Raw genomic sequence first — 25,982 nt, 5'->3', positions numbered from 1 at the left:
TGAGTATCGCTCGACTTACGTTCTCAGACAGGGCGATCGCGTCGAAATCATCGAACGCAAGGGTGAGTGGTCAAAAATAGTTGGTGAACGCGGTGGTGAAGGTTGGGTATATGCTCGCTTGTTGATGTTGGCATTATTTCAACAGCAAAGGCAATGGGTAATAGGAAAGAAAAATGCCAATTACCAATCACCAATTACCAATCACCAGTAGATCCTTGTGTAAAAGGTAGTTATCATCCCTGATATCTGAGGAAGAAGGAGAACCTGGAGTGGGAGGAGAAGAGGTGTCAAGGTCTTTAATATCTTGGCTTGAAACCCAACCGATAGATCCTGATTTGTTAAACCGTACTCGATACCATGTGTATCTATCAGCACCATAAACCCGATCAATAATTTGGGCTTGCTCTCCAGATGAAGTTGTACCTATTTGTCGTGAGTTTGGTTCAGGAGACGCGTAATAAGGGATCTTAGTATTGGAACTACTAACCTTTGAATTACCATGATCACCTAGAGCGGTTTGAGAAGAAACTGTAGAATTTTTCGGTGAGGTTTCATTCTCCTGAGGAGAAGTTTGCGGAATAATTGGGGTGTTATTTGTTGCTGGAATGGGCTGTATAGGAAGTTCAGCTTGATTATTGTTGTTATGATTACAACCTAGAATTAATCCACAACTGAGGCTAATTAACAATGCATTGATCGAAGTTTTTGTTATCCATCTCATGGTTGATGCACTCTCTAAAGCATTGACTCCAATGAAAACTGGAATTGTGCAATGTTCACCCACATATCAAAGAATACAAAATCTTGAACCTATATATTTCTCCGTCATGGTAAATTTCAATAACAAAGTAGTTTGGATCACAGGAGCATCCTCTGGTATTGGTGAAGCACTGGCATATGCTTTTGCCAAACAAGGCAGTAAACTTGTGCTTTCTGCCAGACGTGAGGAGGAACTGCAAAGAGTCAAAAAAGCGACAAAATTACCTGTTCAACAGGTGTTCATATTACCAATGGATATGACAAAGTCCGAAGAATTTCCAGAAAAAGTAGCAACTGCGATCAATTATTTCGGACAGATTGATATTGTTGTTCACAATGCCGGAATTAGTCAGCGATCGCTAGTGAAAGATACGCCACTACTGGTTGACAGAATGTTGATGGAAGTGAATTTTTTTGGTGTAGTAGCGCTGACAAGATAGTTTGGATTTTTTCTCGCCAACTTGCTTACTTCCAGACTAATAATCAAAAAGGCGTCTTTGCCTTTAGATGAAAGCTTTCTCCTAACTGTGGATGCTCAAAGTAAAGTTCTCTCGCATGTAGATGTAATCGACTTGTGACTGCACGACATCCGTAAAGTTTATCTCCCAAAATGGGTATACCAAGTCCTCTCGCATCAGCAGCATGAACTCTCAATTGATGTGTGCGTCCTGTTAGTGGCATAAACTCTATACGAGTAGAGTCTTCTTCTCTTGCCAGCACTTGGAAGCGAGTTACACTTGGTTTTCCGTACTGCCAATTAACTTCCTGATAGGGACGATTCTGAGGATCTCCCCACAATGGCAGTTCAATTACACCTTGATTAATAGTCACACAACCACAAAGTAAAGCTTCATAAACTTTGCGAACTTGCCGTTGTTGAAACTGCCAACTAAGTTGGCGATAAGTTTGTCGATCGCGAGCTAGTAAGAGAATACCAGATGTTTCTTGATCTAACCGATGAACCGCTGCAAGCGCCATGCCATCAGGTAAAAGCTGACGTAAACGACTGAGGACACTATCTTGGCGATCGCGATCACGACCTGGAACCGATAATAAGCTTGGGGGTTTGTTCGCGACAATCAGCCATTCGTCTTCATAAAGAAGATCGAATCCCAGCGATCGCACATCATCACCTCCCCTCCCCTTACCTAGGGGAGGGGTTGGGGGTGGGGTGTCTATCTCTGCTGTCGGATTGCTTTGAGACAATCCTGACAGGAGAAATCCCATCAATGGTTGACAACGCTCCGCACAAGCTCCATAGAATTCTCCTTGGATTTTGTCTTGATTAGCAGAGGATGATCCCCACCAAAACTCTGCCATTGCCAATGGTTTGAAACCATGTGTTGCTGCATAATGAAGTAACTTTGGAGCACAACATTCTCCTGTGCCAGTAGGCAAACCTTGTGGCATCAATTGCTGTAGCGATCGCGATTTTCCGAAAAAATTCGTGAGGGAATAAACAGCGTGCATCTGCGCTTGCAGTTGGCGGGACAGTTCTTTACGGCGTTGTTTCAGTTCCCGCTTTTGTGCATCTGCTGCTGCAATCAACTGCTTGAGCGGTTGTAATGCCTCATCTCGTTGGCGTTTGAATTGCCGTCGTTCAATTCCATCCCGACGACTTTCGGCATCGAGTTGTTCAACAGCAGCAGCGAGTGCTTCCCCAGTCAGCGTTTCGCAAAGTATCTGACGTTGTTCGTGTCGTTGCTGTTTGCGATCTCGATGGCGATCGCTCATTTCTTGCAGACGTAGTTCAAACTCGCGAGACAGGATTTCGTATTGCTGCCGTTCGCTCAGTTGCTTCAGGTTAATTAACTCCTGCTTGATAGCGCCCAATTCCGCCAATGTCCGAGCTTCTTCTAACGTTACTTCGTCTCGTCCGGGGATCGGCGGCACCCAACCCTCAACCACACTACAACCATTGAGTAATCCAGAGAACGCTTTCAGTACCCATTGTTTACCATCAGGCAGTTCAACGAGTAATATTCCATACATCTTGCCTTCACAGGAATAACAGTCATCAGTGGCGAGGTATCGCATTAAACCATAGGCGATTTCCTCTGCCAAAGCAGTGCGGGGAAGTCTGAGTACTTCGCCAGTTTGCGGACAACGTCCTTCATAGTAATAGCTAACAGATGAGTTGGCGCTCCAAGAGTTACAGTTAATGAAATCTGAAAGCGGATGTAGGAATACCATAAAAGGTATGATTTTAAATCTGCTTGATTTGAGCAGGCTTGATTTCTTTCTAACACGTTAAGGTAAACATAATATATTTACACTTCTGCTCACTCCAGTGTCACGACAATATGTGGTCTGAACTCACAAAAGCGATCGCTAACATCAACATCCCCGCTGATTGGCTCGGGATCAGAGTAGTAAAAGAAACTTCTTCTCATCGTTATATTCGCGATGGTTTACCCCAAAGTAACGGTAAATCTTCCACCACCGGAGCGATGCTGGAAGTTATGGTTAATGGCTGTATAGGCTATGCTGCTACTAATTCTCTAGAACTTGTGAGCTTGCAAGACGCCGCTGAACAAGCATATAAACAAGCACTAGCAGCTAGTCAGTGGTGGATACATCCGTTCCAAGCCTCAAGTGAGCGTCCCAAAGTTCTTGGTCAATATGTTTCCCCTTTTCTCGAACCATTGGATGCTCTCAGTGCTGGGGAAATCAACGATTTACTAGTCCGCATCTGCCAAACCTTGAAAGTCTCCGATCAAATTGTCCGAACCACAGCCAGTGCTAACGCCAGGGAAAGAGAAACATGGTTTGTCAGCAGCAACGGCTCAGAAGTGTATCAAAAATTCATGTTTTTCAGCAGCAATTACGGAGCGATCGCCCAAGATGGAGCGATCGTCCAACAGCGCACTAATAATGGTTGGGAAGCAAACTATTACCAAGGTGGAATAGAACTATTCAAACAAGAAGACATATGGCAGCAGGTACAGCAAATTGGCGAACAGGCAGTAGAACTATTGACAGCAGACGAATGCCCAACCACACATACTAATCTGGTCTTGGCACCAGACCAAATGATGCTGCAAATTCATGAAAGTGTTGGACATCCCCTAGAAATTGACAGAATTTTGGGAGATGAGCGCAACTACGCCGGGGGTAGCTTTGTTAACAAAAGTGATTTTGGGGTTCTAGTATATGGTTCTCCCTTGATGAACATTACCTTTGACCCTACTGTACCTGGTGAATTAGCCAGCTATGGTTACGATGACACTGGTGCTGTAGCAACACGAGAATATCTAATCAAAGAGGGTGTGCTGCTGCGCGGTTTGGGCAGTTTGGAAAGTCAAAAAAGAGCTGGTGTAGCGGGAGTAGCTTGTGCGCGTGCTTGCTCTTGGAATCGACCCGCCATCGACCGGATGGCTAACTTAAATTTAGAACCAGGGAAAGGCTCCTTTGCAGAAATTATTGCCGACATAGAACACGGCGTCTATATGGAATCTAATCGTTCCTGGTCAATAGACGATCGCCGTTATAAATTTCAATTTGGTTGCGAGTACGCTAAATTGATTGAGAACGGTCAGTTAACCAAAACCCTCCGTAATCCCAACTATCGAGCCACTACCCCAGAATTTTGGCACAGCCTAATCAAAGTCGGAAACTCCTCTACTTGGGAAATGTACGGCACTCCTTACTGTGGCAAAGGAGAACCAAATCAAGCTATTTGGGTAGGGCATGGTTCACCCGTTTGTGTATTTGCCAACGTCGAAGTATTCGGTGGCGGCACGTAAATAATGATGAATGATGAATTATGAATTATGAAATAGAAATTCTCTTATTTTCATAATTCATAATTTATAATTCATAATTCACAAAGGAATTTAGATGAAACACGAGGAATTATCTACTTTAGAAGTCAGCTTTAACCAACTGATTGAAACTCTCTTGCTTAAAAAACAAGCAAGCGAGCAATTTACTGTGAAATTAAACAGCGAACGCAGTCAATTTACTCGTTTTAATCATGCCAAAGTCAGACAAACTGGTATTGTTGCTGATGGCTGGATTGAACTGACTTTAATGCAAAATCAGCGCAGCAATTTTCGACAGATTCCTTTTACTGGTAATTGGGAAATAGATTGGCAAGTAACATACAAAGCCTTGCAAGAATTACGCGAAGAAATTTCCTTGCTACCTTTAGATCCTTATTTGGTGTTGCCATCAGGAACTAACACCAGTCGAGAAGTACATACTGGTAATTTATTACCTGAAGAAGCAGTAGCACCGACAATTTTGGAATCAGTAAAAGAATTAGATTTTACAGGCTTCTACGCTGGAGGAGTTGTAATTAACGCTTATGCTGATTCCAGTGGTCAAAAACACTGGTTTACTACTGATTCTTTTACTTTGGATTACTCTATATTTAACCCTGAAGGACAAGCTGTTAAAGGTATTTTTGCAGGTAGTGATTGGCATCAACCAGCCTACACAGCCAAAATAAAAGAAGCTAAAAAACAACTAGAATTACTTTCTCGCTCGGTTAAAAAATTACCACCAGGACAGTATAAAACTTATTTTGCACCAGCAGCAGTAGCTGATTTATTGACCATGCTTTCTTGGGGAGGTGTAAGTGAAGCTGATTTACAACAAGGAAACAGTGCTTTAGCTCCTCTATCGCGTCAAGAAAAACAGCTTGCTTCTATATTTAACCTCAAAGAAAACTTTCAGCGGGGATCGGTACCGCGTTTTAATGAGTGGGGAGAAATGGCAGCACCAGAATTACCAATTATTACACAAGGCACACTAGTAAATACCCTGATTAATTCTCGCACCGCTAAAGAATATCAAAAAACTGCCAACGGCGCTAACGGTTCCGAATCCTTACGTGCGCCAGAAGTGAATCCGGGAAACTTAGCATTTGAAAATATCTTACCCAGATTGAATACAGGATTGTATGTATCAAACTTGCATTACCTAAATTGGAGCGATCGCCCCACGGGTAGAATCACAGGTATGACTCGTTATGCCTGTTTTTGGGTAGAAGGTGGCGAAATCGTCGCACCCATAGAGAATTTGCGCTTTGATGATAGCCTCTATCGCTTCTGGGGAGAAAATCTCCTAGATTTAACCAATTTTCAAGAATTTATCCCCGAAGTCGGAACCTACGAAAGTCGCCAACTTGGAGGAATTATGGTTCCTGGCATGTTGGTAAAAGACTTTACGTATACGCTGTAGTATTGCGATCGCCACGTAAAATTTCTAGTTTTGCCTATAATCAAGGCTATTTAGGGAGCGGTTACTCTGCCTAGCTCCCACCGAAAATTTTTGCTCTCAAAGCAGAGGAAGTTTTGCGTTATTAAAAAGTAAAATAATTAACCAATTGCCTTGATTTTCATTCAGAATTTTTACTTAAAAAACACTGTTTTAAGGTGATTGAACTTAATAATTCTTTTCAGAGAATTTCCTACTGATACTGGTATATATCAAAGTAAGTTGGAAAACACTGCGGCACAGTTTGGGAATTAGTATACATATTTCGCAACTACTCTGAGTTAACTTTTTAGACTAAATACACTTGTGTTATGAAACAAGGCTTATTCAGTCCACTTTTGGCAGAGTTAACAGGATTGTTTGGCATCATCATACTAGTTACATCTACTGTAACTGCATTGGTAAATCAGCCTACCTACGCTGTAGATACAATCTTTTTTTGCGGTAAAAGCAAACATCAAGGCAAAACCGTACCTGCAACTTATGTACGCACGCAAAGTGGCAGACAGATAATGATGCTACGTTGGGTTTCTGAAAATAGCTTTCCACCACCGTGGACACCACAAATACGCTGTAATGAGGTATCTCGCAGATTTCAGCGCAGCTACGATCATGGCACCCTCAGATATATTATTACTGGAATTATCAACAAACAATCAGTAGTGTGTGCTGTTGCACAACAGGGCGATGCGTGTACAAATAATAACGTGTTATTTACACTCAAACCCGGGACTAAGCCTAGTGCTGTATTAACTAGTTTGTTAGACACTCGTGGTTTGGCTGCTGGTAGAGTTTTAGATGAAGCTGGGGGCGACGATCTGGTAATTGATGTTGATGCTTATATACAAGGGATAGCATCACAAAAGTGAAACATTGTTTATCTTATGAATCAAAGCTGAAAGATATCTTTTTTAATACGTGACAAACACCGTTGTTGAGCAAGCGAAAAGCATTTTCGAGGTGTTTATGAAGTTTGATTATGTAATTTCATCGGCATTAATAGGTGTATCAATGGCGCTGGTGCAGGTACAAGAAGTATTGGCGTTATCTCCACAAGCAGTGAATGAAATTGCCAAACAAGTCACTGTCCGGATGGAAATTCCAGGGACTCCAGGTTCGGGTGTGCTAGTCAAACAGGAGGGGAATACTTACATTGTTCTAACTGCGGCTCACGTAGTCAAGAACCCCAAAGAGGTCTTAAAAAACCCTGATAAATATGAAATTATTACACCAGATGGACAACGTCATGCCGTTACTGAAGTAAAACCACTACCCAATAATCTTGATTTAGCAGTAGTAAAGTTTATAAGTAATCGCAAGTATAAATGCGTTAAGGTAGGGGATGCAAACGAAAGCTCCATCGGTGCTGCGGTTTATGTATACGGTTTTCCAAAGGTTCAAGATACAACCAAAAGCCGAACTGGAAAATTTACTCAAGGAAGAATTACTGGTAGCGCCGCCAAAGCAATTGAGCGAGGCTATGCAATAGCGTATGATAATTCGACGTTACAAGGTATGAGTGGTGGTGCAGTTCTCAACAGCAAAGGGGAGTTGATAGGCATTCACGGAAAAGGAGATAATTCTGGAGATAGTTCTGGAGAAGCAGCTAATAGCGGTCGTTCCCTCAAAAATCCACGCAATTTTGCTATACCCATCAATACTTTTGTACAGCATTCAGCAAGTGTTGGGATAAATTTGGGTATTTCTTTACCTGCACCAGTCGCCACAGCACCTAAAGGTGATGATTTCTATATCCGAGGCTTGAATAAGAGTGAGCAAGGTGATTTGCAAGGGGCAATTAATGACTTCAGTGAAGCGATTCGATTGAATCCTAAATATGCTTTTGCTTATCAACTACGAGGACATGCGCGACAACAACTCAAGGATTATCGGGCTGCAATTAGCGATTACAGTGAAGCGATTCGCCTTAGCCCCAATACGTATATATTCTATTTATCGCGGGGAATTGCTCGTGCCCAACTACGTGAAGACTTGCCGGGAGCAGTAGCTGATTTAACTAAGGTAATTGAGCTAGTCAATGAGAACGAGGATGAAGGTGACACTCTGTTTCACGCCTATTTGAGTAGGGGTATAGCTCATTTTTTCCAAAACGAACATCAGGATGCAGTAGCTGACTTAACTCAAGCGCTAAAAATTAATCCCAACTATAGCGAAGCGTATTACCTACGAGGTGCTGCCCGCTTGGGATTAGGAGACAGAAAAGGAGCTAAAGCTGATTTGCAAAAAGCTGCTGAGTTATTCCAACAAGCAGGTAGAAAAAATGAGTATTTGGAAACGCTGGCTTTGATTAAACAGTATCAACTGTAGCCGATTGAATTACGCAATCGATATCTGATGGGTGAGGTGAAAATTCCATGAAATTACGATTATGGCTTTACGGATTGACGACAACTGCAATTATATTCAGTGCAGTTGTGGATATTGATCGGTTTTTCCCAATACCTACACCAGTAAAGACACAAAAAGCGATCGCTGCTCTCGACCCTCGTATCATCAGTAATAACGCTAGCTCTATCACAGTACAAATTAATAGTGAAAACAGTCATGGTTGTGGTGTAATTATCAAACAGGAAGGAAATACATACACTGTCTTGACTGCTGCTAATGTTGTAGGAGAAAAATCAGGCAAATATAAAATTACTACTTCTGATGGAAAATCTTATGAAGCAAAGGATATTAAGCGACTTCCGGATAATATAGATTTAGCAGTAGCTAAATTTGTGAGCAATAAAACTTATAGAGTAGCCAAGCTAGGAAACTCCGATACCATCAAAAGTAACGATAAAGTTTACGTTTTTGGGTTTTCCAAAACAACAAGTACAACCAAAAAAAGCGTAGAACATTTTGCACCAGGAAAAACAACTGCTAATGCTTCCAATGCCTCAAAATCATTGCAGAATGGTTATGCGTTAATGTACGACAATCAAACATTAGCAGGAATGAATGGTAGTCCAGTATTGAACGAAAACGGTGACTTAATCGCCATTCACGCTGATAGTGACACAGCAGAGGAAGCCTCAGAAAATCCCAATGTTGCCGTACTCAAAACCACCCGAAATTTTGCTGTACCGATTAATACTTTTGTGCAACAGTCAAAAACTGTTGGAATTGACCTGCGTATTTCTTTACCTGCAACCGTTGCTACATCACCTAAAGGTGATGAGTATTATATTCAGGGTGGGCAAAAGGAGATTAAAGGTGATTTAAAAGGAGCGATCGCAGATTATAGTAAAGCAATTGAGGTTAATCCACAATATGCTGAAGCTTACAATGATAGAGGTATAGCTCGCTTTAAATTGGGTGACAAACAAGGAAGTATCGAGGATTTCAGTCAAGCACTGCGGATTATTTCCATCGGGACTAACGCCCGCTATAATCGCGCTTATGCTTACTTCCAATTGCAAAATTATCAATCGGCAATTGCTGATTTTAACGAAGTATTACGAATTAATCCCAACAATGCTGATTCCTATATTTACCGGGGTATTGCCCGTTTGGAATTAAAAGATAAGCAAGGAGGAAAAGCAGACTTGCAAAAAGCTGCGGAGTTATTTAAACAACAAGGAAGGATGGAAGCATATCAAAAAACACTTGTGATGATGCGCGAACTACAAAAATATCGATTGATAGACTAAGATAACAATCTTATAGGAGAAACCCAAGGAATTGATAGCACTCCAGAAGCAGTTAACGAACCTTATAAAAAAGCAGGAGAGGCAATAAGTCCTTTGCAACAATAAAGAATATTTGAGGCTTTAATATCCCATTGCGTACACATACAAAATCTGGATACGAAATTGTATGTAACAAAGTTGCATTACCTAAATTGAAGCGATCGCCCCTTTACGTATACACTATAGAGTGACGATGCACACCAGTGTACAACTTCACCAAGCGCAACATTACACAAGCTCCTAGCGAAACTCTCAGTTCAAAACTCTGCGAGCCTCTGCGCTTACCTCTGCGAGCCTTTGCGTTTCAACTCCCCCCTCTTTTACGCAAATTTTTTCTACAACACCCCCTTAGAACTGGGGATCGTCCCTGCACGCCGGGGATCGATCTCCACCGCCATTCGCATTGCCCTTGCAAACGCCTTAAACGTCGCCTCAATGATGTGATGGGAATTGATGCCATCTAACTGGCGAATGTGCAGCGTCATTTGGCTATTATTCGCTAGCGCTACAAAAAATTCGCGTACTAGTTGCGTATCATAGCTTCCCACCCGCTGGGTGGGAATTTGCAAGCCGTAGCTGAGATGGGGACGTCCAGAAAAGTCCAACGCCACTTGAATTAATGCCTCATCCAGAGGTGCGAGGAAATTACCAAAGCGGACAATACCTTTGCGATCGCCCAGTGCTTGGCTAATAACTTGTCCGAGGGTAATACCTACATCTTCGTTAGTGTGGTGGTCATCAATATGTAAGTCTCCCGTAGCTTGGATATCCAAGTCAATTAACCCATGAGATGCTATTTGATGCAGCATGTGATCTAAAAACGGAATGCCAGTAGCTGCATTGCAAACCCCTGTACCATCGAGATTAATCGTGACTTGTACATCCGTTTCCCCCGTAGTGCGGCGTAAAGAGGCAATACGCGGGGTTTTGGTGGACTGATTGTTGGATGAAGAAAGAGTTTGGCGATCGCTTATTTGCATAGGTATTAGGGATTAGGTATTGGGGATTGGGTATTGGGTATTGGGGTTTAGGGATGGAGTATTGGGTAGTGGGTATTGAAAATAATTTCCTAGTCCCTAGTCCCCAGTCCCTAATCCCCAGTCCCCCTTACATTCCCATGATTTCATATCCTGAGTCTACATACAGGACTTGCCCTGTAATTCCGCTTGCCAAGTCGCTACACAAGAAAGCTGCTGCGTTACCCACCTCTGTTTGAGTCACAGTACGTCGCAAAGGAGCTACTTTCTCCACATGATGAATCATATCTAGAATACCTCCAACGGCACTTGAAGCTAAAGTGCGGATCGGCCCTGCGGAAATGGCATTCACCCGGATATTTGAGGGGCCTAGTTCCGCAGCCAGGTAACGTACGCTAGCCTCCAGCCCAGCTTTGGCAACTCCCATGACGTTATAGTTGGGAATTGCTCTGACAGCACCCAAATAAGTGAGAGTGACTATGCTTGCTCCTTGTGTCATCAAAGGTTTAGCTGCACCCGCCAGCTGCGCCAAGGAGTAAGTGCTGACTTCTAAAGCTGTATGGAAACCCTCACGGGAGGTTTGGCTAAAGTCCCCACTCAGATCGTCTTTGTTGGCAAAAGCAAGGCAATGGATGAGGATGTCTAACTTGCCCCACTTATCGCGGATTGTCTCAAAAGCAGACTTAACCTGCTCGTCATTTTGGACGTTACAGGGCAGAAACAGGCTAGGGTTGAGGGGTTCTACCAGTTCTGCGACCTTTTTCTCCATTTTGCCTTTTTCATCTGGTAAATAGGTAATGCCGAGGTTAGCACCGGCTTTGTGCAGTTGTTGGGCAATACCCCAGGCAATCGAGCGGTTATTAGCAATGCCAGTAACCAAGGCATTTTTTCCAGTTAAATCCAGCATATAAATTGTTAGTGCGATGTTTCATTAGGAGCATACTAGAATCTGAGTCTAGTTTGTCTTTGTTTTGGACACGATTTACAAATTTGACACTTTCAACTTGAGAAGAGGTGAGGTTATAAAAGATTAAGACCTTTACTGGTTATGGTAAACAACCTCAAGATACTCGGCAAAACCCATTGTGCTTACTTTTCTTACCTATATTCCAGCAACTGTTGCAATGAGAGTTTTATAAAAATCTGTCACAAGTTTGGTATAAACTACATTTAATTATTTTTTTAAAAAATATATTAGGATGCACAAATTCACCTAAGCCTGCTTTGTGCTTCTTGGTTGATATGCTCACATGATGTTTTATGATTATTGACAAGGCTGTTTGCTGCCACAAAATCTGCACTAAAACTTTAAGAGAATCTCAATGAATCTTTCTTTTTTCTTAAAAAACTTATTGTCTACAATTTTGAAAGTACCTAATACAAAGTACTAGATCCCAGTAGGATAAATTTTGTATCATGTTGGACAAACATTTAAGAGGCAAAGAGGTTAAGTATAGGAAAGAACAGAAAGGTTAACAATGTTTTCTTGATTTTTCGGGTGTATTCTTAGGTAATCTATATTTAGTTTTTTCCGGCATTGGGTAGGGGAAGGGAGATGATCGTGACACAAGATAAAGCCCTAGCAAATGTTTTTCGTCAGATGGCGACTGGAGCGTTTCCGCCAGTTGTGGAAACGTTTGAACGCAACAAAACGATCTTTTTCCCCGGCGATCCTGCAGAACGAGTTTATTTTCTTTTAAAAGGTGCAGTGAAACTATCCAGGGTGTACGAGGCAGGAGAAGAAATTACCGTAGCGCTACTGCGGGAAAATAGCGTTTTTGGGGTTTTGTCCCTACTAACGGGAAACAAGTCCGATCGCTTTTATCATGCAGTTGCTTTTACACCTGTAGAATTGTTATCAGCTCCAATTGAACAGGTGGAACAAGCACTCAAAGACAACCCAGAATTGTCGATGTTAATGTTGCGAGGCTTGTCTTCGCGGATTCTCCAGACAGAGATGATGATTGAAACACTTGCTCACCGTGATATGGGTTCGAGGTTGATCAGTTTTCTATTAATTCTCTGTCGGGATTTTGGTGTTCCTTGTGCAGATGGAATCACAATTGACCTCAAGCTATCTCATCAGGCGATCGCTGAAGCAATTGGTTCTACTCGCGTCACCGTCACCAGGTTACTAGGCGATTTGCGCGAAAAGAAGTTGATTTCCATACACAAGAAAAAAATCACTGTTCATAAGCCTGTTACCTTAAGTCGGCAATTCACTTAAAAGCACTTGGGGATTGGGGATTAGGGACTAGGGACTAGGGATTGGGCATTGGGAATAGGTGAAAATGATGAATGCTGAATGCTGAAAATTTCATAATTCATAATTCATAATTCATAATTTTTATGCCCCTTGCCCCTTGCCCCTTGCCCTGATAAATTAACTTTTTCCCGACTTCTGCAAGAAGTCTTCCGATCCCCCACACAAAACGCCTGAAAGTAGTAGGCTGTATCTGGAAGGATTTCTTCGGTAAATATTAAAGATGGCCACCGGGTACATCCTCATCATTGCAATTTTAATTTTAGGAGGCGTTATTGCCACCGTGGGCGATCGCATAGGCACGCGGGTTGGCAAGAAACGGCTCTCACTATTTAACCTACGACCAAAAAACACGGCTGTATTAGTAACGATTTTGACAGGATTGGGCATTTCAGCATCAACCCTGGGAATTTTATTTTTAGCCGATGAAGGCTTGCGTAAAGGCGTATTTGAACTAGAGGACATTCAAAAAGACCTTAGGCGTAAGCGCGTACAGTTAGAGAATACAACTCAACAACTTGATACAACAAAACAAGAGTTAGACCAAGCCAGAAAAGAACAAACAAAAGCTCAACAAGACTTGCAGGAAATTAATAAATCCTTACAAGCCGCTAATGCCAAGCAACAGCAAACACAAACCCAACTCAACCGCACTATTGACCAAAAAGCGCGAACCCAAGCCCAACTCCAACGTACCCAAAAACAGCTAGATCAAGTAGCAACTCAGTACCAGCAAGCTATGGCTCAGTTGCAAAACGTTTATCAAGAGAGAAACAAGCAACTAGCCGAAATTAAAGGACTCCGGGCAGAACGCCAAAGACTTTACGAAGAAGCTAAACAAGCAATTGCCGAAGCCCAAGCGGCCATTGACAAACGCGATCGCGAACTTGCCAAGCGCCAGGAAGCTATTGAACAGCGCGATTTCAAAATCGCCGACCTGGATCGCCTGATGCAACAGCGCAATGTTGAAATCGCAGCGCGAGAGCAAATAATTGCCCAACGAGAAACTCGCCTGAAAGAATTAGAAAAACAACAGAATTATCTCGAACAGGAAGTCGCAAGGCTGGAGAAATATTACCAATCTTTTCGTGACTTACGCCTGGGGAAACTAGCATTAGCCCGCGGTCAAGTTCTTGCTGGTGGTGTAGTTCGCGTCCAACAGCCTTCTGCTGCTCGTCAGGCAGTTATCCAGTTATTGCAAGAAGCCAACAAAAGTGCCAGCATCGAATTAACCGAGCCTGGGATCAATCCTCCCCCAAATGTGCAGGTACTGCGTGTTACCGAGGAACAAATTGAGCAATTAAGCAAGCAAATTAAAGACGGTCGAGAATATGTAGTGCGAATTTTCTGTGCAGGCAATTATGTGAGAGGGGAAAAGCCGATAGAATTTTTCGCCGATGCATCACTAAATCAAGTCGTTTTTTCGGGAGGTGAAGTGCTGGCTGCAACTACGGCCGATCCCAAAAACATGACATCTTATCAACTGCGACAGCGGTTAGAATTGTTAATTTCTGCCTCGCAATTTCGTGCGCGCAATGCTGGAATTTTAGAAGATATTCAAATAGATGGTACCTTTATCCGCTTTATTGCTCAGTTACGGCAATCAGACCAACGACTAGATATCAAAGCAATTGCAGCACAAGACACTTATACTGCTGGGCCATTAAAAGTTAGATTGCTAGCAATTCAAAATGGACAAGTGATTTTTAGTACTTAAAATAGTGAAGATATTGTTAGTAGTTAGTAGTTAATAGTTAGTAGTTGATTACTACCTACTATCCACTAACCACTATCTACTATCCACTAACCACTAACCACTAACCACTAACAATTCCTAATATTAGAAACGTTTAATATTACTTTGATATGAATACTAGTGAATTTACACCAACTCAACCAGTGATTTTGGGCTTCGATCCGGGTAAAGATAAGTGTGGTCTAGCGGTCATGGGACTAGACCGAAAACTGCATTACCACGAGGTTGTACCATCAGGTGAAGCGATCGCCACTATTAAAACACTGCGGCAAAAATTTCCTATCTCCTTGATGGTCATGGGGGATCAAACCACAGCCAAGCGCTGGAAACAGCAATTGCAACAAGAACTATCAGATCAGTTGAATATCATGTTGGTCGATGAACGCTACACCAGCTTAGAAGCACGCGATCGCTATTGGCAAATGTACCCCCCCAAAGGAATCATGAAACTTTTACCACAAGGTATGCGAACACCTCCACGACCAATAGATGACATTGTTGCTATTCTTCTGATTGAAAGATATCTCAATCGCCTTACAGAATCAGCAAAATGAATGATGAATTATGAATTATGAATTATGAAATTTTTTTATCATTCATAATTCATAATTCATAATTTTATAGTTCCGCGCGAATTGTAAAAGCATAGTCTCCTCCTGGCTCGAGCTGGTAATCTCGTTGCTCCAAAAAGCGACCAAGGGGTTCTTTAATTAAGGCACGACCTTGAGATGGTTTCACAGACAACTCTCCCCGGCGAAAGTGCCATTGGAATTGCCACTCAAAATCTCCTGCTCTTACTTCACCTTCAAGTAAGCCGTATTGCCAGGATTGACGGATAATCCGGACATGGGCAGTAGTTTGTGGTAAACGTTTAGCACTCACGTTGCTTGATGTCAAAATGGATAAAAGCTAACCAGTTATAGCTTTACATTTACCCAAAATACATCAAATACACCTATGGAAGTAATTGAAATTTCTAACTTAATTGGGTTGAAAATCAATTTCTCTACAGAAGCGCCTAATAGCAATAAATATGGCTCATTCGAGTGCAATTAATTTGATCCTGCTTGCACATCAGATGAGCCGAACCTTTGTCTTGGTTATATTTGATTTCAACTGAAAATAGCCTTGGCAAGCGAACTAGAGCTTGCTTGTTGGCAAACCATAACATCTTACCAAGAGTTACTGCCAGCCGATTCTCCCTCGAAAGGTTGAACTCCTATATTGGGATACTCATCGTCATTTGGACCAAAAATTCTGATTGCAGCTTCGGCAACATAACGGATAATCTTAAGCGGCAAAGTCACAAGATAATAGACAAAATTTCGTGCTTGCTTGAGCGTAAACATAGTTTTTTCTCCAATTTTCCTGCTAAAAAGTTTTATTTTTCAGGCTGTTGCTTCTCATGTCATTATGAGTATTAAGATGACTACATGAGGTGTTTAACTAAGACCAATATCGAACTCATACTAATGATTAGCCTCGTCTCTATTTTCAAGTTATGAAAACAATGTGAGGAATTTGTGAGGAAAGACGAGTCTGCAATTTTATTCGGTCTAATATTTTTCAATCCATTACTGGGTTGGGCAGTAGGTACTGCTGCTGGTGCGATTTCAGGATTGGTAGCAGATATCGGGATTGATGACAATTTCATTAAAGAAATTGGCAATTCCCTAGAACCTGGAACTTCGGCTCTGTTCGTCTTGGTTCGGAAGGTCACTCCAGACAAAGTCCTGGAAGACCTCAGCCGCTTTGGAGGTAAAGTTCTGCGAACTTCGTTATCGAAAGAGGATGAGGCAAAGTTGCAAGAGGCTTTGAATCAAGGATCAAAAATTGCAAGCGTCGAAAATAATCCCACAGTTTGAACTTAAAGTTTGGGAAAGGGGTAGCAACAAATAATTTCTAGTTACCCCTTGACAAACACTGATACATCTGACATATTTGTATGTATGCGAGATTTGCGGGTATAGCTCAGTGGTAGAGCGTCACCTTGCCAAGGTGAATGTCGCGCGTTCGAATCGCGTTACCCGCTTCTGGATTTAATCCCCTTCGCTTAGGAGAAAGTCCCCGCCGTGTACGTGACGATTTACGGAGCGGTTTGTGGAGTACTATACGGAAGCATTACAGGGAGTGTAATGGTGAGGTGATTGCAGCGATCGCCGTAGACATCTGAAGAATTTAAACATTCCCAAGTCTAGCAAACAAGATTTGTGTAGGATGAACTACACTTGATTAAGAGAGACTTGTGTAAATGGCTTGATTGTCAGGTGCAAACCTTTTTTACCACTGAATGGAACCAAAATACATTCAGTGTGCAAGAAAAACACAAACTGGCTGAATTGTTATAAAAAAGCTTAAAGGAGAGTATCTAGCCTCAAGAACCTTGATCAGGAAATGATATTCTCTTGCTGTTGAACACACGCTCAAGTTACAAGACCGCTTGTGCAATCCCAAAAACCAGAAAAACTTGACTTCAATAGCGAATATCCCTGTCCCTGCCGTCGTCGGGGCCGGTTAATTCCGATTACCTTAACAGAAGCGTTTGGATGCGATCGCTGTCAGCAAATATTTGTGGCCGAAGAAAATGGTTATGTGCTAGAGCAGCTTTCCACTACTTATCCTTACAAACGTGCTTGGCGCTGGACAGGTTCTAGCTGGCAAGTTGTCCATCCACGCTTAGGAGAAAGCTATCTACCAGTAGCACTTGGCATTATTTTCGTGCTAGTGATTATATGGTTGCCATTAGCGCTACGCTTAGCAAGTGGTTCGAGCATAATTGCTTGGGCAATGGTAGCGGTGCTACTGGCGATTCTACCCGCACTGATGGTCTGGCTTACCTACAGACGTTAAGTAAATGACAGTGGATGCTTTTGATGATATCCCCGGAGCAATTGCTAGCGCCAAACGCGCCTATGGTGCTTCCTTAAAATTGGGAATGACCAAGGGTGCAGATCGCAGCCGTGCCGTTTTGGCAATGGCAGAAGCGCTACAACGCTCTTTTGACGACATTTTAGAAGCTAATACTTTAGATCTAGAAGCTAGTCGGGAAATGGCAGTACCAGATTTGATTCTGGACTGGCTGAAGCTGACACCAAAACGACTAGAAGCGACTTTAGAAATTTTGCAACGCTTAGGGGAATTATCAGATCCGCTGCGGCGCGTGCGTAGTGCTGACTACCAACTAGAAGATTCTCAGACTTATACGCAGTTAATGCCTTTGGGTGTAATTGCGTTTATCTACGAAGCGTTTCCTGAATTAGCTGCGATCGCCGCAGGTTTATGTATTAAAACAGGCAACACTCTGATTCTCAAAGGTGGTACAGAAGCTAGCCATTCTAACGCAGCGATCGCTGATGCATTGCAAAATGGTATTGCTGATGCTGGTCTACCACTTGGCTGTATAGAATTGATCCAAACAGAACATGGTGCTTCTATTCGCGATTTAGTCAGCCAAGACCAATATCTGAACTTAGTCATTCCCTACGGACGTTCTAGCTTGGTACAGCAGGTAGTGCGGCAGTCTACAGCGCCCGTATTAAGATCAGCGATGGGGAATTGTTATCTTTACTGGTCTTTGAATGGCAGTTTGGAAATGGTGCGGTGGATGATTGTAGATAGCCATTGCAGCGAACCCGATCCAGTAAATGCGATCGAAAAAGTTTTGATTCATCGGCAAGCCATGCCATCTTCCTTGATTACCTTGTGGAACAGCTTGCAGGAAAAAGGCTTTGAAATTAAAGGAGATGCGGAACTAGTAGAGGCCTTTCCGCAATTGCATCTAGCTAAAGAAGGAGAATGGGGAAGCGCTTATTTAACCAAGACAGTAGCTTTTAAACTAGTGGATAGCTTAGAGGCTGCGATCGCCTGGATTAACCAATACAGCAGCGGTCATGCCGACTGCATCGTTACAGAATCCTACCAGGAAAGTCGGCAATTTGCCCTAGGAGTCAATAGCGCCTCCGGTTACATTAACGCCTCCCCACGTTTCAGCCGTAATCCGGCACGGGGAGATAATGTATTTCTGGGTATGTCGAACCAGAGAGGTCATCGACGCGGATTAATTAGCTTAGAAAGCCTGACTACCGTCAAGCATATTGTGCAGGGAAACGGCAGATTTTAGTCAAGAGTCAAGAGTCAAGAGTCAAAAAGTTTGAACTATTGACTCTTGACTCTTGACTTATTGTTTCTTGTCTGCCAATTTTACATTCGTAGCCAGACCTAACGCTTGCAGCAACTGAATAGTCATCCAAGTCATGTCAATTTCCCACCATTTCAGCCCGTGACGAGCTGAGTACTGAAAGGCATGGTGGTTATTATGCCAACCTTCACCGTATGTAACCAAAGCCACCCACCAACAGTTTGTGGAGTTATCACCTGCATCATAGGTACGATAACCGAATTTGTGGGTAGCACTGTTGACAAACCAGGTGCAATGCCAGACGAGGATAAGACGAACAAAAACCCCCCAAACAACAAACGGCATACCACCCAGCGCTAACAATAGTAAACCCAAGGCAACTTGGAGCCAAACTAAATTGTTTTGAAAAAACTGATAAACTGGGTCATCGCCAATATCTTTCGTAAAGCGAGGGACTTCTGGCTGAAGTGGTGATTGATACATCATCCAACCCATGTGGCTCCACCAGAAGCCTTTATTGGAATCATGGGGGTCTAACTCCTTATCCGAATACAAATGGTGCATTCGATGCATACCTACCCATTCGATTGGCCCTCCTTGGCAGGCGAGAGTTCCGCACAAAACCAAGAAGTACTCCAGCCACTTAGGAGTTTGAAAACTACGGTGGGTGACTAGGCGGTGATAACCCAGAGTAATACCTAAGCCACCTGTTACCCAATGGAGAAACAAGCACACACCGACTGCTTTCCAGCTAAAGAAACTGGGAACTAGAGCAAGTAGAGCTCCAGCGTGCAAAATAGTCAAGAATGTGACGTGTACCAAATGGGTTCGGGATTTTGTTGATGTAGCAATTGTCATGCAGTAACCTGAATAGGAATTGTTCAGCCTAGTCTGCGCGATCCGTAAATCCGCATATTATGATTTTTTTGTGAAAGAGGGACTAATGAACAGCTTGGAACAGCTGCGGCAAGCAGAACAGGCACTGTTACAGATTTTTTCTGGAATTGACGCTCAGGTCAAGGGAAATCTTCATCGAGTTTTAAATGCCTTTCGCCATCATAGAGTCGGCGCACACCATTTTGCAGGTGTCACAGGATACGGTCACGATGATTTAGGCCGAGAAACTTTAGACAAAGTCTTTGCGGAACTTATGGGTGCTGAGGCAGCTGCTGTACGAGTGCAGTTCGTTTCTGGAACCCACGCGATCGCCTGTGCCTTATTTGGTGTCCTCCGTCCTGGTGACGAGATGCTCGCGGTGGCTGGTGCTCCCTATGACACATTAGAAGAAGTAATAGGTTTACGGGGTCATGATCAAGGCTCCCTTATAGAGTTTGGCATTCGCTATCGCCAATTGAATCTTACTCCAGAAGGAACAGTAGATTGGCAAGCTTTAAGCCGAGCGGTGGAGGATAACACTAGTTTAGTCTTAATTCAGCGCTCTTGTGGCTATTCCTGGCGTCCTAGTCTATCAATTGCCGATATAGAAAAAATTATTCACTTAGTCAAGCAGCAAAATCCTAACACGATTTGTTTTGTTGATAATTGCTACGGCGAATTTATCGAAACCCGTGAACCTACCCACGTCGGAGCCGATCTCATGGCGGGTTCCTTGATTAAAAACCCAGGCGGTACTATCGTTACCGCTGGCGGTTATGTCGCCGGTCGCGCTGATTTGGTAGAGGCGGCTGCGTGTCGGCTTACTGCGCCTGGTATCGGTAGTTACGGTGGTGCTACTTTTGACCAAAATCGCCTCCTCTTCCAAGGCTTATTTCTCGCACCTCAGATGGTAGGAGAAGCCATGAAAGGCACTCACCTAACTGGTTATGTTTTTGACAAGCTTGGTTATCCAGTTAATCCCGCACCCTTTGCTCCCCGGCGTGATGTGATCCAGGCAATTAAACTCGGTTCCGCTGAGAAGCTAATAGCTTTTTGTAAGGCGATACAACAAAATTCACCCATCGGTTCTTATCTTGACCCTATTCCTGATGAAATGCCAGGTTACGAAAGTAAAGTCGTTATGGCTGGCGGGACATTTATTGAGGGTAGCACATTAGAGTTCTCTGCTGACGGCCCGTTGCGAGAACCTTATGTGGTTTATTGCCAAGGCGGGACTCATTGGACTCATGTGGCGATCGCCCTAGAAGCCGCAATAGAAGTGGTGGGGCCAGCCTGAAGAAGATGGAGAGTGAAGGCAATTTTAGATCTTTAGATTGTTAACTGTGGTGGGGTAGGCATCTTGCCTGCCTTTATTGTTTATTAATGATTTCAGAAAACTACAAGCATAATCTACCTGCTAATGAAGAGGACACGGGGACACGGTAGACTTCTTGCAGAAGTCGGGTAGGGGCAAGGTGAAAACGAAAGATTTAGGCAAATTTATCTATTCAATCAACTTTAGTTAGAGGAAATCTATCTATTTCGTTGAGATGGAATGAGAGACGTTTTTCAGATGTCGATCTCTTATGAAATTTCTACGATCAAGTACACAAGTACAAGTAAATTCTGCTCAACTACTATTCAAAAATTTAATGTTTTTAAGGAGTTTGATATATGCACGGACAAATGTGTTGGCTTCCTAGGCTTGGCGGTAATGGAGAGAAAATTTTGCACTTGAGAACTGCACCTAATCAGCCCTGGCAACCATACAGAACTTTTCCAGAAGTTGTACCAGATTATGCAATACCTGGAGGTTCCAAAGGATGGGCAACCTATCAAAAATTGCTGCTAGCAGGCTGGACTTTAGTTTCTACTGCACAAGCGCAAGCCTCTTTAATTGTGCAGGAAAAGAAGACCGCCTAAAGCTATTAGGTGGGTGCATCTTGGGGGGGACGACCTCCAACTTAATACTGGTACTGCGTCATGGATTGCTAGCGACTCACCTACCTGACAGAAAATGCTTCGCTGAATCTGCGAGTCACTGGTTCTAAGATAAAAGTCAAAACCGACTTCTTACGGGTGACAATTTCACCATTAGCAGCCATACCAGGAGTAAATCCTACTTCTTTACCCCGAACTGCGATGGAGTGTTTGTTCAGTTTAATTCTGGTGGGAAATACTAAACCTAATTCCTTATCAACGATCGCGTTTGGACTGACTTGCACGACTTCACCATCAACAATGCCAAATTCCTGGAACGGGAAAGTCGCCATTTTTACCTTTGCTTTCATACCTTCACGAATAAAGCCGATATCACGGTTGAGGACTTTCACTTCTAAGAGTAGTTCTTCTCCATCCGGCAAAATCGACAGTAATTCTTCACCCGATTGCACTGGGCCTTTTGTGGCTTTGACTCTGTAAATTGTTCCAGACACAGGAGCTTGGATAGTTTCTAATTGTCGCTGCTTTTGGGCTTGGTCGAGTTGACCTTGAACGTTAGTTAATTCTTCTTTACGCTTGTTTGTTTGAGTTAATATTTCACTGAGACGTTCTGACTCTAAACGCTGTGCTTGATTTTTAGCCGCTTGATATGATGCTTGTGCTTGCAGAATTTCTTGCTTTTGGGCATCAATATCTTTTTCTAAAGATGTGACTTTATCTTGCGCTTCAGTAACTTTATTTTGGGCGTTTGTAATTTCATCGTTAGCCCTAGTGATTTCAGCATTGGCACGATTGAGTCTGTCTTGTGCTTCCAGGTAATCTATTCTTGGTATCGCACCAGAATTATTAAGCGTACGCAGGCCTTGCTCTCTTTTTTGAGCAATCTCTAGGTTGCTGGTAACTTTTTCCTGAATCTTTTCGGCGTTGACTAGGTTTGTTTTGGCGTTGGCAAGGCTGCTTTTAGCATTGATGAGGTTATCTTGCAACCGAGTCAGGCGGACTTTAGCTTGCTCGATTAGCGCCGCCTGACGATTTGCTTCTGCTTCCGCCGCAGCTTGACGCGCTTTGTAGTCTTTCAAGCGTGAGGTTAAAAGTTCATCTTGCAGTTGCGTACCTGTATTTTTAGCTCCCGTGCGTTCCGCATCCAAACGCCGCAAGTCTTCTTGAATCAGTCTGGCAGATTTAGCCAAGCGGATCACATCAGATTGCTGTAAATCTGGATCGCGTTCTATCAACGGCTGACCTTTAGTGACGCGATCGCCTTCTTTAACTCTCACCGCTAAAATCGAGCCATTCCCCAACGATGTTACCGGTCGTACTTGGGTAGAAGCGATTAACTCCCCCGATGCAGTCGCCACTTCATCTACTTGGGAAAAATGCGCCCAAGCGATCGCTCCTAAAACTACTACACTAATTGTTCCTGCTAATAATCTTGTGTATAAAGGCGGCAATTCCTGTACCGCCTTACCCAATTCATAAGAAAGTTGTTCGGTTGGTTTAGCAAATGCCTGTTTTGTTTGACGTGCTTGAGCAGCATTTGCAGCCAGGGAATATCTCATAGAATTTTCGATAGGGGATAGGGGATAGGGGATAGGGGATAGGGGATAGGGGATAAGGACTAAATATAAATTCTTCCCGATCCCCGATCCTTGATCCCCACTCCCTAATTAAACTGCTAAATAACGCCGCAAAAAATGTTCCAGTGTTTCCAACTTAAAACCGAAAATCGCTTCTAAGTTGTTAATCTCTTCAGTTGTACAGAAAAATTCATTTGCTAGCAATGTGCGGAAGGTTCCCAAATTTTTTTGTCCTTGGGGATTAATAAAACCCAAGGCACCACGTAACCCGTCAATCACAAACAGTGGCGGATTAATTATTATTGGCTCTTTGTTAAAGATGCGACCGAAAATTTTGGGAATATCCTCTCGCAATAAAATCTCCGGGCCACCGACTGATAAAATTTGATTGCGAGCGGCTGCAACTGTCACTGAATCGACTATCATCCTTGCCAAATCATCTGTACTTACAATCGAAGTCCGGTTTTTGGGGTCGCCAATCAGCAAATATATCCCCGTTTCCCGAAATCGTTCTGCCAATGGCAGCAAGTTAGATGCTAATCCAGCTGGACGTAAAATTGTGTAATTTAGACCACTGCTTTCCAGATATCTCTCAACTGCTCGTTTCGCCTTGAACACCGGAGCATCTTCATATCCCCGATCTGCTCCTAATACGGAAATGAAAACAAAGTGCTGTACGCCGTTGGCTTTTGCCTGGTCAATCAGTTCGATATTGGCACGGTAGTCTAAAGCTAATGGATCGCCATCGGAACCGTGGGTACTGATAATATACTGTACGCCTTGACAAGCTTTCTGAATATCTTTTTCTTGTCGTAAATCACCGATAAAGATGTCAGCACTTCGGTGTTCTAACTCACCATAGCGTGAGGTGAGGCGGACAAATGCCCGAACTGACATTTCCCGTTCGCGCAGGAGTCGCACGACACGACGACCAATTCCTCCCGATGCTCCAGTGACTAGAAACATAGCGATAGTGGATAGTGGTTAGTGGATAGTGGTTAGTGGTTAGTGGTTAGTGGTTAGTGGTAAAAAATCAACTACTAACTACTAACTACTAACTACTAACTCTTCCCTAGTATATGTAGGGTGTGTGGTGGGGCTGCGTTGATACTGCAAGTAAACAATCAATCAAAATGCCGCCACGCACCATCTGTTTTTGGTGCGTTACGCTTCGCTTTCACACACACTACTAATTTAATAATTATTTTATAAATGCTCTGTTATCCCTGGCGATTAGAAATCGCAGCTATATAAATGAAATCCACCTCCGCGGACTGATGGAAAATCAAAGGTTTTGAACGCACCGCTGATTAAGTTTGGTGCTGGAATGCAAAGTTATTATGCTTGGTGATTGTGAAGAGAGGCGATCGCCACAACTCGTCACTTCATCGAAACAATAAATAAAGTCAATTTCAATAAGCAAAAAGGCAGATTGCTTGCTCCTAAAGCCAAAATGCTTACTCAAAATGCCCGATCGCTTTCTCCTAAACGGTAGATTCAGCAAGCAAAAAGGCATATTACTTATTCAAAATGCTTGATCGCTTTCTCATTTCAGTAGATCGCGTATTCATTTTGGTGTTTTCCGCAAGCAAACAGCGGTTTACTTTCTCAAAATGCTTGAATGCTTTCTCATTTCAGTAATTCACGCACTCATAACAGCGATCGCTGTCTAGCAAAAGCCATTGGAGATTTGCTAGAACATCGATAAAAAGTTTTCCCAATCCCTCTCATATCTCAAGTTCCACAATTACTGGCACATGATCGCTAGGCTGAAGTAATTTTCTGGGAGCTATATCAATAGTGCAGCTTTTCGCACGCTCATATAAGCTTGGTGTGAGATAGTGATGATCAATTCGCCAACCCAAATTACGGGCAAAAGATGCGGCGCGATAGTCCCACCAAGTGTAGTGTTCGCCTTCGGATGTAAATTTGCGAAAAGCATCCGCAAATCCTAATGCGAGAACATCTCGTAAGGCTTGGCGCTCTGGCTCGGATGCCATAATATGATTTTCAGTCTTTACCTTTTCGTTGATATCTTTGCTTTCCAAGGCAATGTTGAAGTCGCCACACACACAAATGTCAGGTGTAAAGACTTGTAGAGTTTGCAAATATTCTCCCAACACAGCCAACCAACGCAGTTTGTATTCGTATTTCTCGCTACCCACCGCTGCACCGTTGGGTACGTAAAGATTTACGATGCGGATATCATCAATTACACCAGTTATGACCCGCTTTTGCTCATCCCATTCTGGCGGTAATTTCGTCAAAATAGGTGTAAAACCAGTGGTTACAGCTTGTAGGGGTTGCAAGCTCAGAATTGCAACTCCATTGTAAGATTTTTGACCTGAAAAATAGAGGTGATAGCCTAATTGCTCAAAAGGCGATCGCGGAAAATTTTCATCCACGACTTTGGTTTCTTGCATGCACAGCACATCAACCGGATTTTGAGTCAACCAATCAACAACGTGCTGCAAGCGAGTGCGAATCGAGTTGACGTTCCAAGTAGCAATTTTCATTAGTCAATAGTCAATAGTCATTAGTCATTAGTCATTGGTTAGTGGTTAGTAGTTAGTGGTTATTCTCCTACTCTCCCTATCTCCCCATCTCCCACTCTCCCACTCCCCCACTCCTTTCCACATTGATCCCATTGCAGAATTTAGTATTTTTGGCTACAAAATCTTTCATTATCTATGATCCCCAAGATAGATGCAAGCACAACACTATAGACCTTAAATTAAGGAGTGCAGTAGCTTGATGAGTCATGCTGATTGTCTGGT

26 protein-coding genes and 1 tRNA gene are annotated in these 25,982 nt (G+C 43.0%); 17 read left to right on the top strand and 10 right to left on the bottom strand.

Translation table 11 applies throughout. The features are described from left to right. On the top strand, positions 1-211 hold a 211-nt coding region (locus HXY43_RS15750; RefSeq protein WP_290884401.1), incomplete at its 5' end, for an SH3 domain-containing protein. Here the strand turns inward: HXY43_RS15750 and HXY43_RS15745 are convergent. Continuing rightward, a complete protein-coding gene (locus HXY43_RS15745) occupies positions 188-721 on the bottom strand; it encodes an SH3 domain-containing protein (protein WP_026731223.1) in 534 nt (177 codons plus the stop codon). The genes HXY43_RS15750 and HXY43_RS15745 overlap by 24 nt on opposite strands. 31 nt (positions 722-752) lie before the next feature. On the opposite strand from HXY43_RS15745, the gene HXY43_RS15740 reads away from it, so the two are divergent. Next, positions 753-1,199 carry an SDR family NAD(P)-dependent oxidoreductase gene (locus HXY43_RS15740; protein WP_290884398.1) on the top strand — a complete coding sequence of 149 codons (447 nt, stop codon included), beginning with the start codon at positions 753-755 and terminating at the stop codon, positions 1,197-1,199. Between the two features lie 43 nt (positions 1,200-1,242). Here HXY43_RS15740 and HXY43_RS15735 read toward each other — a convergent pair whose 3' ends face one another. Then, a complete protein-coding gene (locus tag HXY43_RS15735; protein WP_290884396.1) occupies positions 1,243-2,952 on the bottom strand; it encodes an RluA family pseudouridine synthase in 1,710 nt (569 codons plus the stop codon). A gap of 110 nt (positions 2,953-3,062) precedes the next feature. On the opposite strand from HXY43_RS15735, the gene HXY43_RS15730 reads away from it, so the two are divergent. The 5 genes from HXY43_RS15730 (at position 3,063) to HXY43_RS15710 (ending at position 9,638) form a co-directional block, all read left to right on the top strand. Next, positions 3,063-4,505, top strand: a complete 1,443-nt coding sequence (locus HXY43_RS15730; RefSeq protein ID WP_290884394.1) for a TldD/PmbA family protein — start codon at positions 3,063-3,065, stop codon at positions 4,503-4,505. A 94-nt stretch (positions 4,506-4,599) separates the two neighbouring features. Next, the gene (locus HXY43_RS15725) at positions 4,600-5,946 is read left to right on the top strand and encodes a TldD/PmbA family protein (protein ID WP_290884392.1); all 1,347 of its coding nucleotides are present in this window, start codon (positions 4,600-4,602) and stop codon (positions 5,944-5,946) included. A 347-nt stretch (positions 5,947-6,293) separates the two neighbouring features. Next, complete coding sequence (locus HXY43_RS15720) at positions 6,294-6,851, top strand: COP23 domain-containing protein (RefSeq protein ID WP_290884390.1); 558 nt, start codon at positions 6,294-6,296, stop codon at positions 6,849-6,851. 49 nt (positions 6,852-6,900) lie between these two features. Then, positions 6,901-8,310, top strand: coding sequence for a tetratricopeptide repeat-containing serine protease family protein (locus tag HXY43_RS15715; protein ID WP_290884389.1), 1,410 nt, complete (start codon positions 6,901-6,903; stop codon positions 8,308-8,310). A gap of 47 nt (positions 8,311-8,357) precedes the next feature. Further along, complete coding sequence (locus HXY43_RS15710; protein ID WP_290884386.1) at positions 8,358-9,638, top strand: tetratricopeptide repeat-containing serine protease family protein; 1,281 nt, start codon at positions 8,358-8,360, stop codon at positions 9,636-9,638. Positions 9,639-10,012: 374 nt separating this feature from the next. Here the strand turns inward: HXY43_RS15710 and hisB are convergent, their stop codons facing one another. Both hisB and fabI read right to left on the bottom strand, forming a co-directional pair. Continuing rightward, the gene (gene hisB, locus HXY43_RS15705; RefSeq protein WP_290884384.1) at positions 10,013-10,657 is read right to left on the bottom strand and encodes an imidazoleglycerol-phosphate dehydratase HisB; all 645 of its coding nucleotides are present in this window, start codon (positions 10,655-10,657) and stop codon (positions 10,013-10,015) included. A 127-nt stretch (positions 10,658-10,784) separates the two neighbouring features. Continuing rightward, complete coding sequence (gene fabI / locus HXY43_RS15700) at positions 10,785-11,561, bottom strand: enoyl-ACP reductase FabI (RefSeq protein WP_290884383.1); 777 nt, start codon at positions 11,559-11,561, stop codon at positions 10,785-10,787. A 648-nt stretch (positions 11,562-12,209) separates the two neighbouring features. On the opposite strand from fabI, the gene ntcA reads away from it, so the two are divergent. The 3 genes from ntcA (at position 12,210) to HXY43_RS15685 (ending at position 15,227) form a co-directional block, all read left to right on the top strand. After that, entirely contained in the window at positions 12,210-12,881 is a 672-nt protein-coding gene (ntcA, locus tag HXY43_RS15695; RefSeq protein ID WP_026731232.1) for a global nitrogen regulator NtcA, read from the top strand. Positions 12,882-13,140: 259 nt separating this feature from the next. After that, positions 13,141-14,634: a DUF3084 domain-containing protein gene (locus tag HXY43_RS15690; protein WP_290884380.1), complete on the top strand. Its 1,494-nt coding sequence runs from the start codon at positions 13,141-13,143 to the stop codon at positions 14,632-14,634. Positions 14,635-14,783: 149 nt separating this feature from the next. Next, positions 14,784-15,227, top strand: coding sequence for a pre-16S rRNA-processing nuclease YqgF (locus HXY43_RS15685; protein ID WP_290884378.1), 444 nt, complete (start codon positions 14,784-14,786; stop codon positions 15,225-15,227). 64 nt (positions 15,228-15,291) lie between these two features. Here HXY43_RS15685 and HXY43_RS15680 read toward each other — a convergent pair whose 3' ends face one another. Next, on the bottom strand, positions 15,292-15,555 hold the full coding sequence (locus HXY43_RS15680; RefSeq protein ID WP_026731235.1) for a DUF3146 family protein: 264 nt from the start codon (positions 15,553-15,555) through the stop codon (positions 15,292-15,294). Between the two features lie 290 nt (positions 15,556-15,845). After that, positions 15,846-16,022 carry a hypothetical protein gene (locus tag HXY43_RS15675; protein ID WP_197035995.1) on the bottom strand — a complete coding sequence of 59 codons (177 nt, stop codon included), beginning with the start codon at positions 16,020-16,022 and terminating at the stop codon, positions 15,846-15,848. A gap of 174 nt (positions 16,023-16,196) precedes the next feature. Here HXY43_RS15675 and HXY43_RS15670 point away from each other — a divergent pair, with 174 nt between their 5' ends. From HXY43_RS15670 to HXY43_RS15650, 5 genes are all read left to right on the top strand, one after another. Further along, the gene (locus HXY43_RS15670; RefSeq protein WP_290884375.1) at positions 16,197-16,538 is read left to right on the top strand and encodes a DUF1269 domain-containing protein; all 342 of its coding nucleotides are present in this window, start codon (positions 16,197-16,199) and stop codon (positions 16,536-16,538) included. Positions 16,539-16,633: 95 nt separating this feature from the next. Next, positions 16,634-16,705 (top strand) — tRNA-Gly (locus tag HXY43_RS15665). Further along, complete coding sequence (locus HXY43_RS15660) at positions 16,676-16,846, top strand: hypothetical protein (RefSeq protein WP_290884373.1); 171 nt, start codon at positions 16,676-16,678, stop codon at positions 16,844-16,846. The genes HXY43_RS15665 and HXY43_RS15660 overlap by 30 nt, the downstream gene beginning before the upstream one ends. A gap of 269 nt (positions 16,847-17,115) precedes the next feature. Beyond that, on the top strand, positions 17,116-17,523 hold the full coding sequence (locus tag HXY43_RS15655) for a hypothetical protein (protein WP_026731237.1): 408 nt from the start codon (positions 17,116-17,118) through the stop codon (positions 17,521-17,523). A 4-nt stretch (positions 17,524-17,527) separates the two neighbouring features. Continuing rightward, positions 17,528-18,793 carry a glutamate-5-semialdehyde dehydrogenase gene (locus HXY43_RS15650; RefSeq protein ID WP_290884371.1) on the top strand — a complete coding sequence of 422 codons (1,266 nt, stop codon included), beginning with the start codon at positions 17,528-17,530 and terminating at the stop codon, positions 18,791-18,793. 57 nt (positions 18,794-18,850) lie between these two features. Here HXY43_RS15650 and HXY43_RS15645 read toward each other — a convergent pair whose 3' ends face one another. After that, positions 18,851-19,669 (bottom strand): acyl-CoA desaturase, encoded by an 819-nt coding sequence (locus HXY43_RS15645; RefSeq protein ID WP_290884369.1) that lies wholly within the window; start codon positions 19,667-19,669, stop codon positions 18,851-18,853. An 85-nt stretch (positions 19,670-19,754) separates the two neighbouring features. On the opposite strand from HXY43_RS15645, the gene HXY43_RS15640 reads away from it, so the two are divergent. Together HXY43_RS15640 and HXY43_RS15635 are read left to right on the top strand one after the other, a co-directional pair. Continuing rightward, positions 19,755-20,984 carry a methionine gamma-lyase family protein gene (locus tag HXY43_RS15640; RefSeq protein ID WP_290884367.1) on the top strand — a complete coding sequence of 410 codons (1,230 nt, stop codon included), beginning with the start codon at positions 19,755-19,757 and terminating at the stop codon, positions 20,982-20,984. 377 nt (positions 20,985-21,361) lie between these two features. Beyond that, complete coding sequence (locus HXY43_RS15635) at positions 21,362-21,610, top strand: hypothetical protein (RefSeq protein ID WP_026731241.1); 249 nt, start codon at positions 21,362-21,364, stop codon at positions 21,608-21,610. Positions 21,611-21,690: 80 nt separating this feature from the next. Here the strand turns inward: HXY43_RS15635 and HXY43_RS15630 are convergent, their stop codons facing one another. The 3 genes from HXY43_RS15630 to xth form a co-directional block, all read right to left on the bottom strand. Continuing rightward, positions 21,691-23,187: an HlyD family efflux transporter periplasmic adaptor subunit gene (locus HXY43_RS15630; protein WP_290884365.1), complete on the bottom strand. Its 1,497-nt coding sequence runs from the start codon at positions 23,185-23,187 to the stop codon at positions 21,691-21,693. Between the two features lie 108 nt (positions 23,188-23,295). Further along, a complete protein-coding gene (locus tag HXY43_RS15625) occupies positions 23,296-24,171 on the bottom strand; it encodes an SDR family oxidoreductase (protein ID WP_026731243.1) in 876 nt (291 codons plus the stop codon). 761 nt (positions 24,172-24,932) lie between these two features. Continuing rightward, a complete protein-coding gene (xth, locus tag HXY43_RS15620; RefSeq protein ID WP_290884362.1) occupies positions 24,933-25,721 on the bottom strand; it encodes an exodeoxyribonuclease III in 789 nt (262 codons plus the stop codon). Positions 25,722-25,982: the final 261 nt, after the last annotated feature.

It is taken from the genome of Fischerella sp. (assembly GCF_013388695.1).
GTDB lineage: Bacteria > Cyanobacteriota > Cyanobacteriia > Cyanobacteriales > Nostocaceae > PCC9605.
The sequence above is the reverse complement of the archived record's forward strand: the minus strand, read 5'-3'. Positions and strand labels throughout refer to the sequence as shown.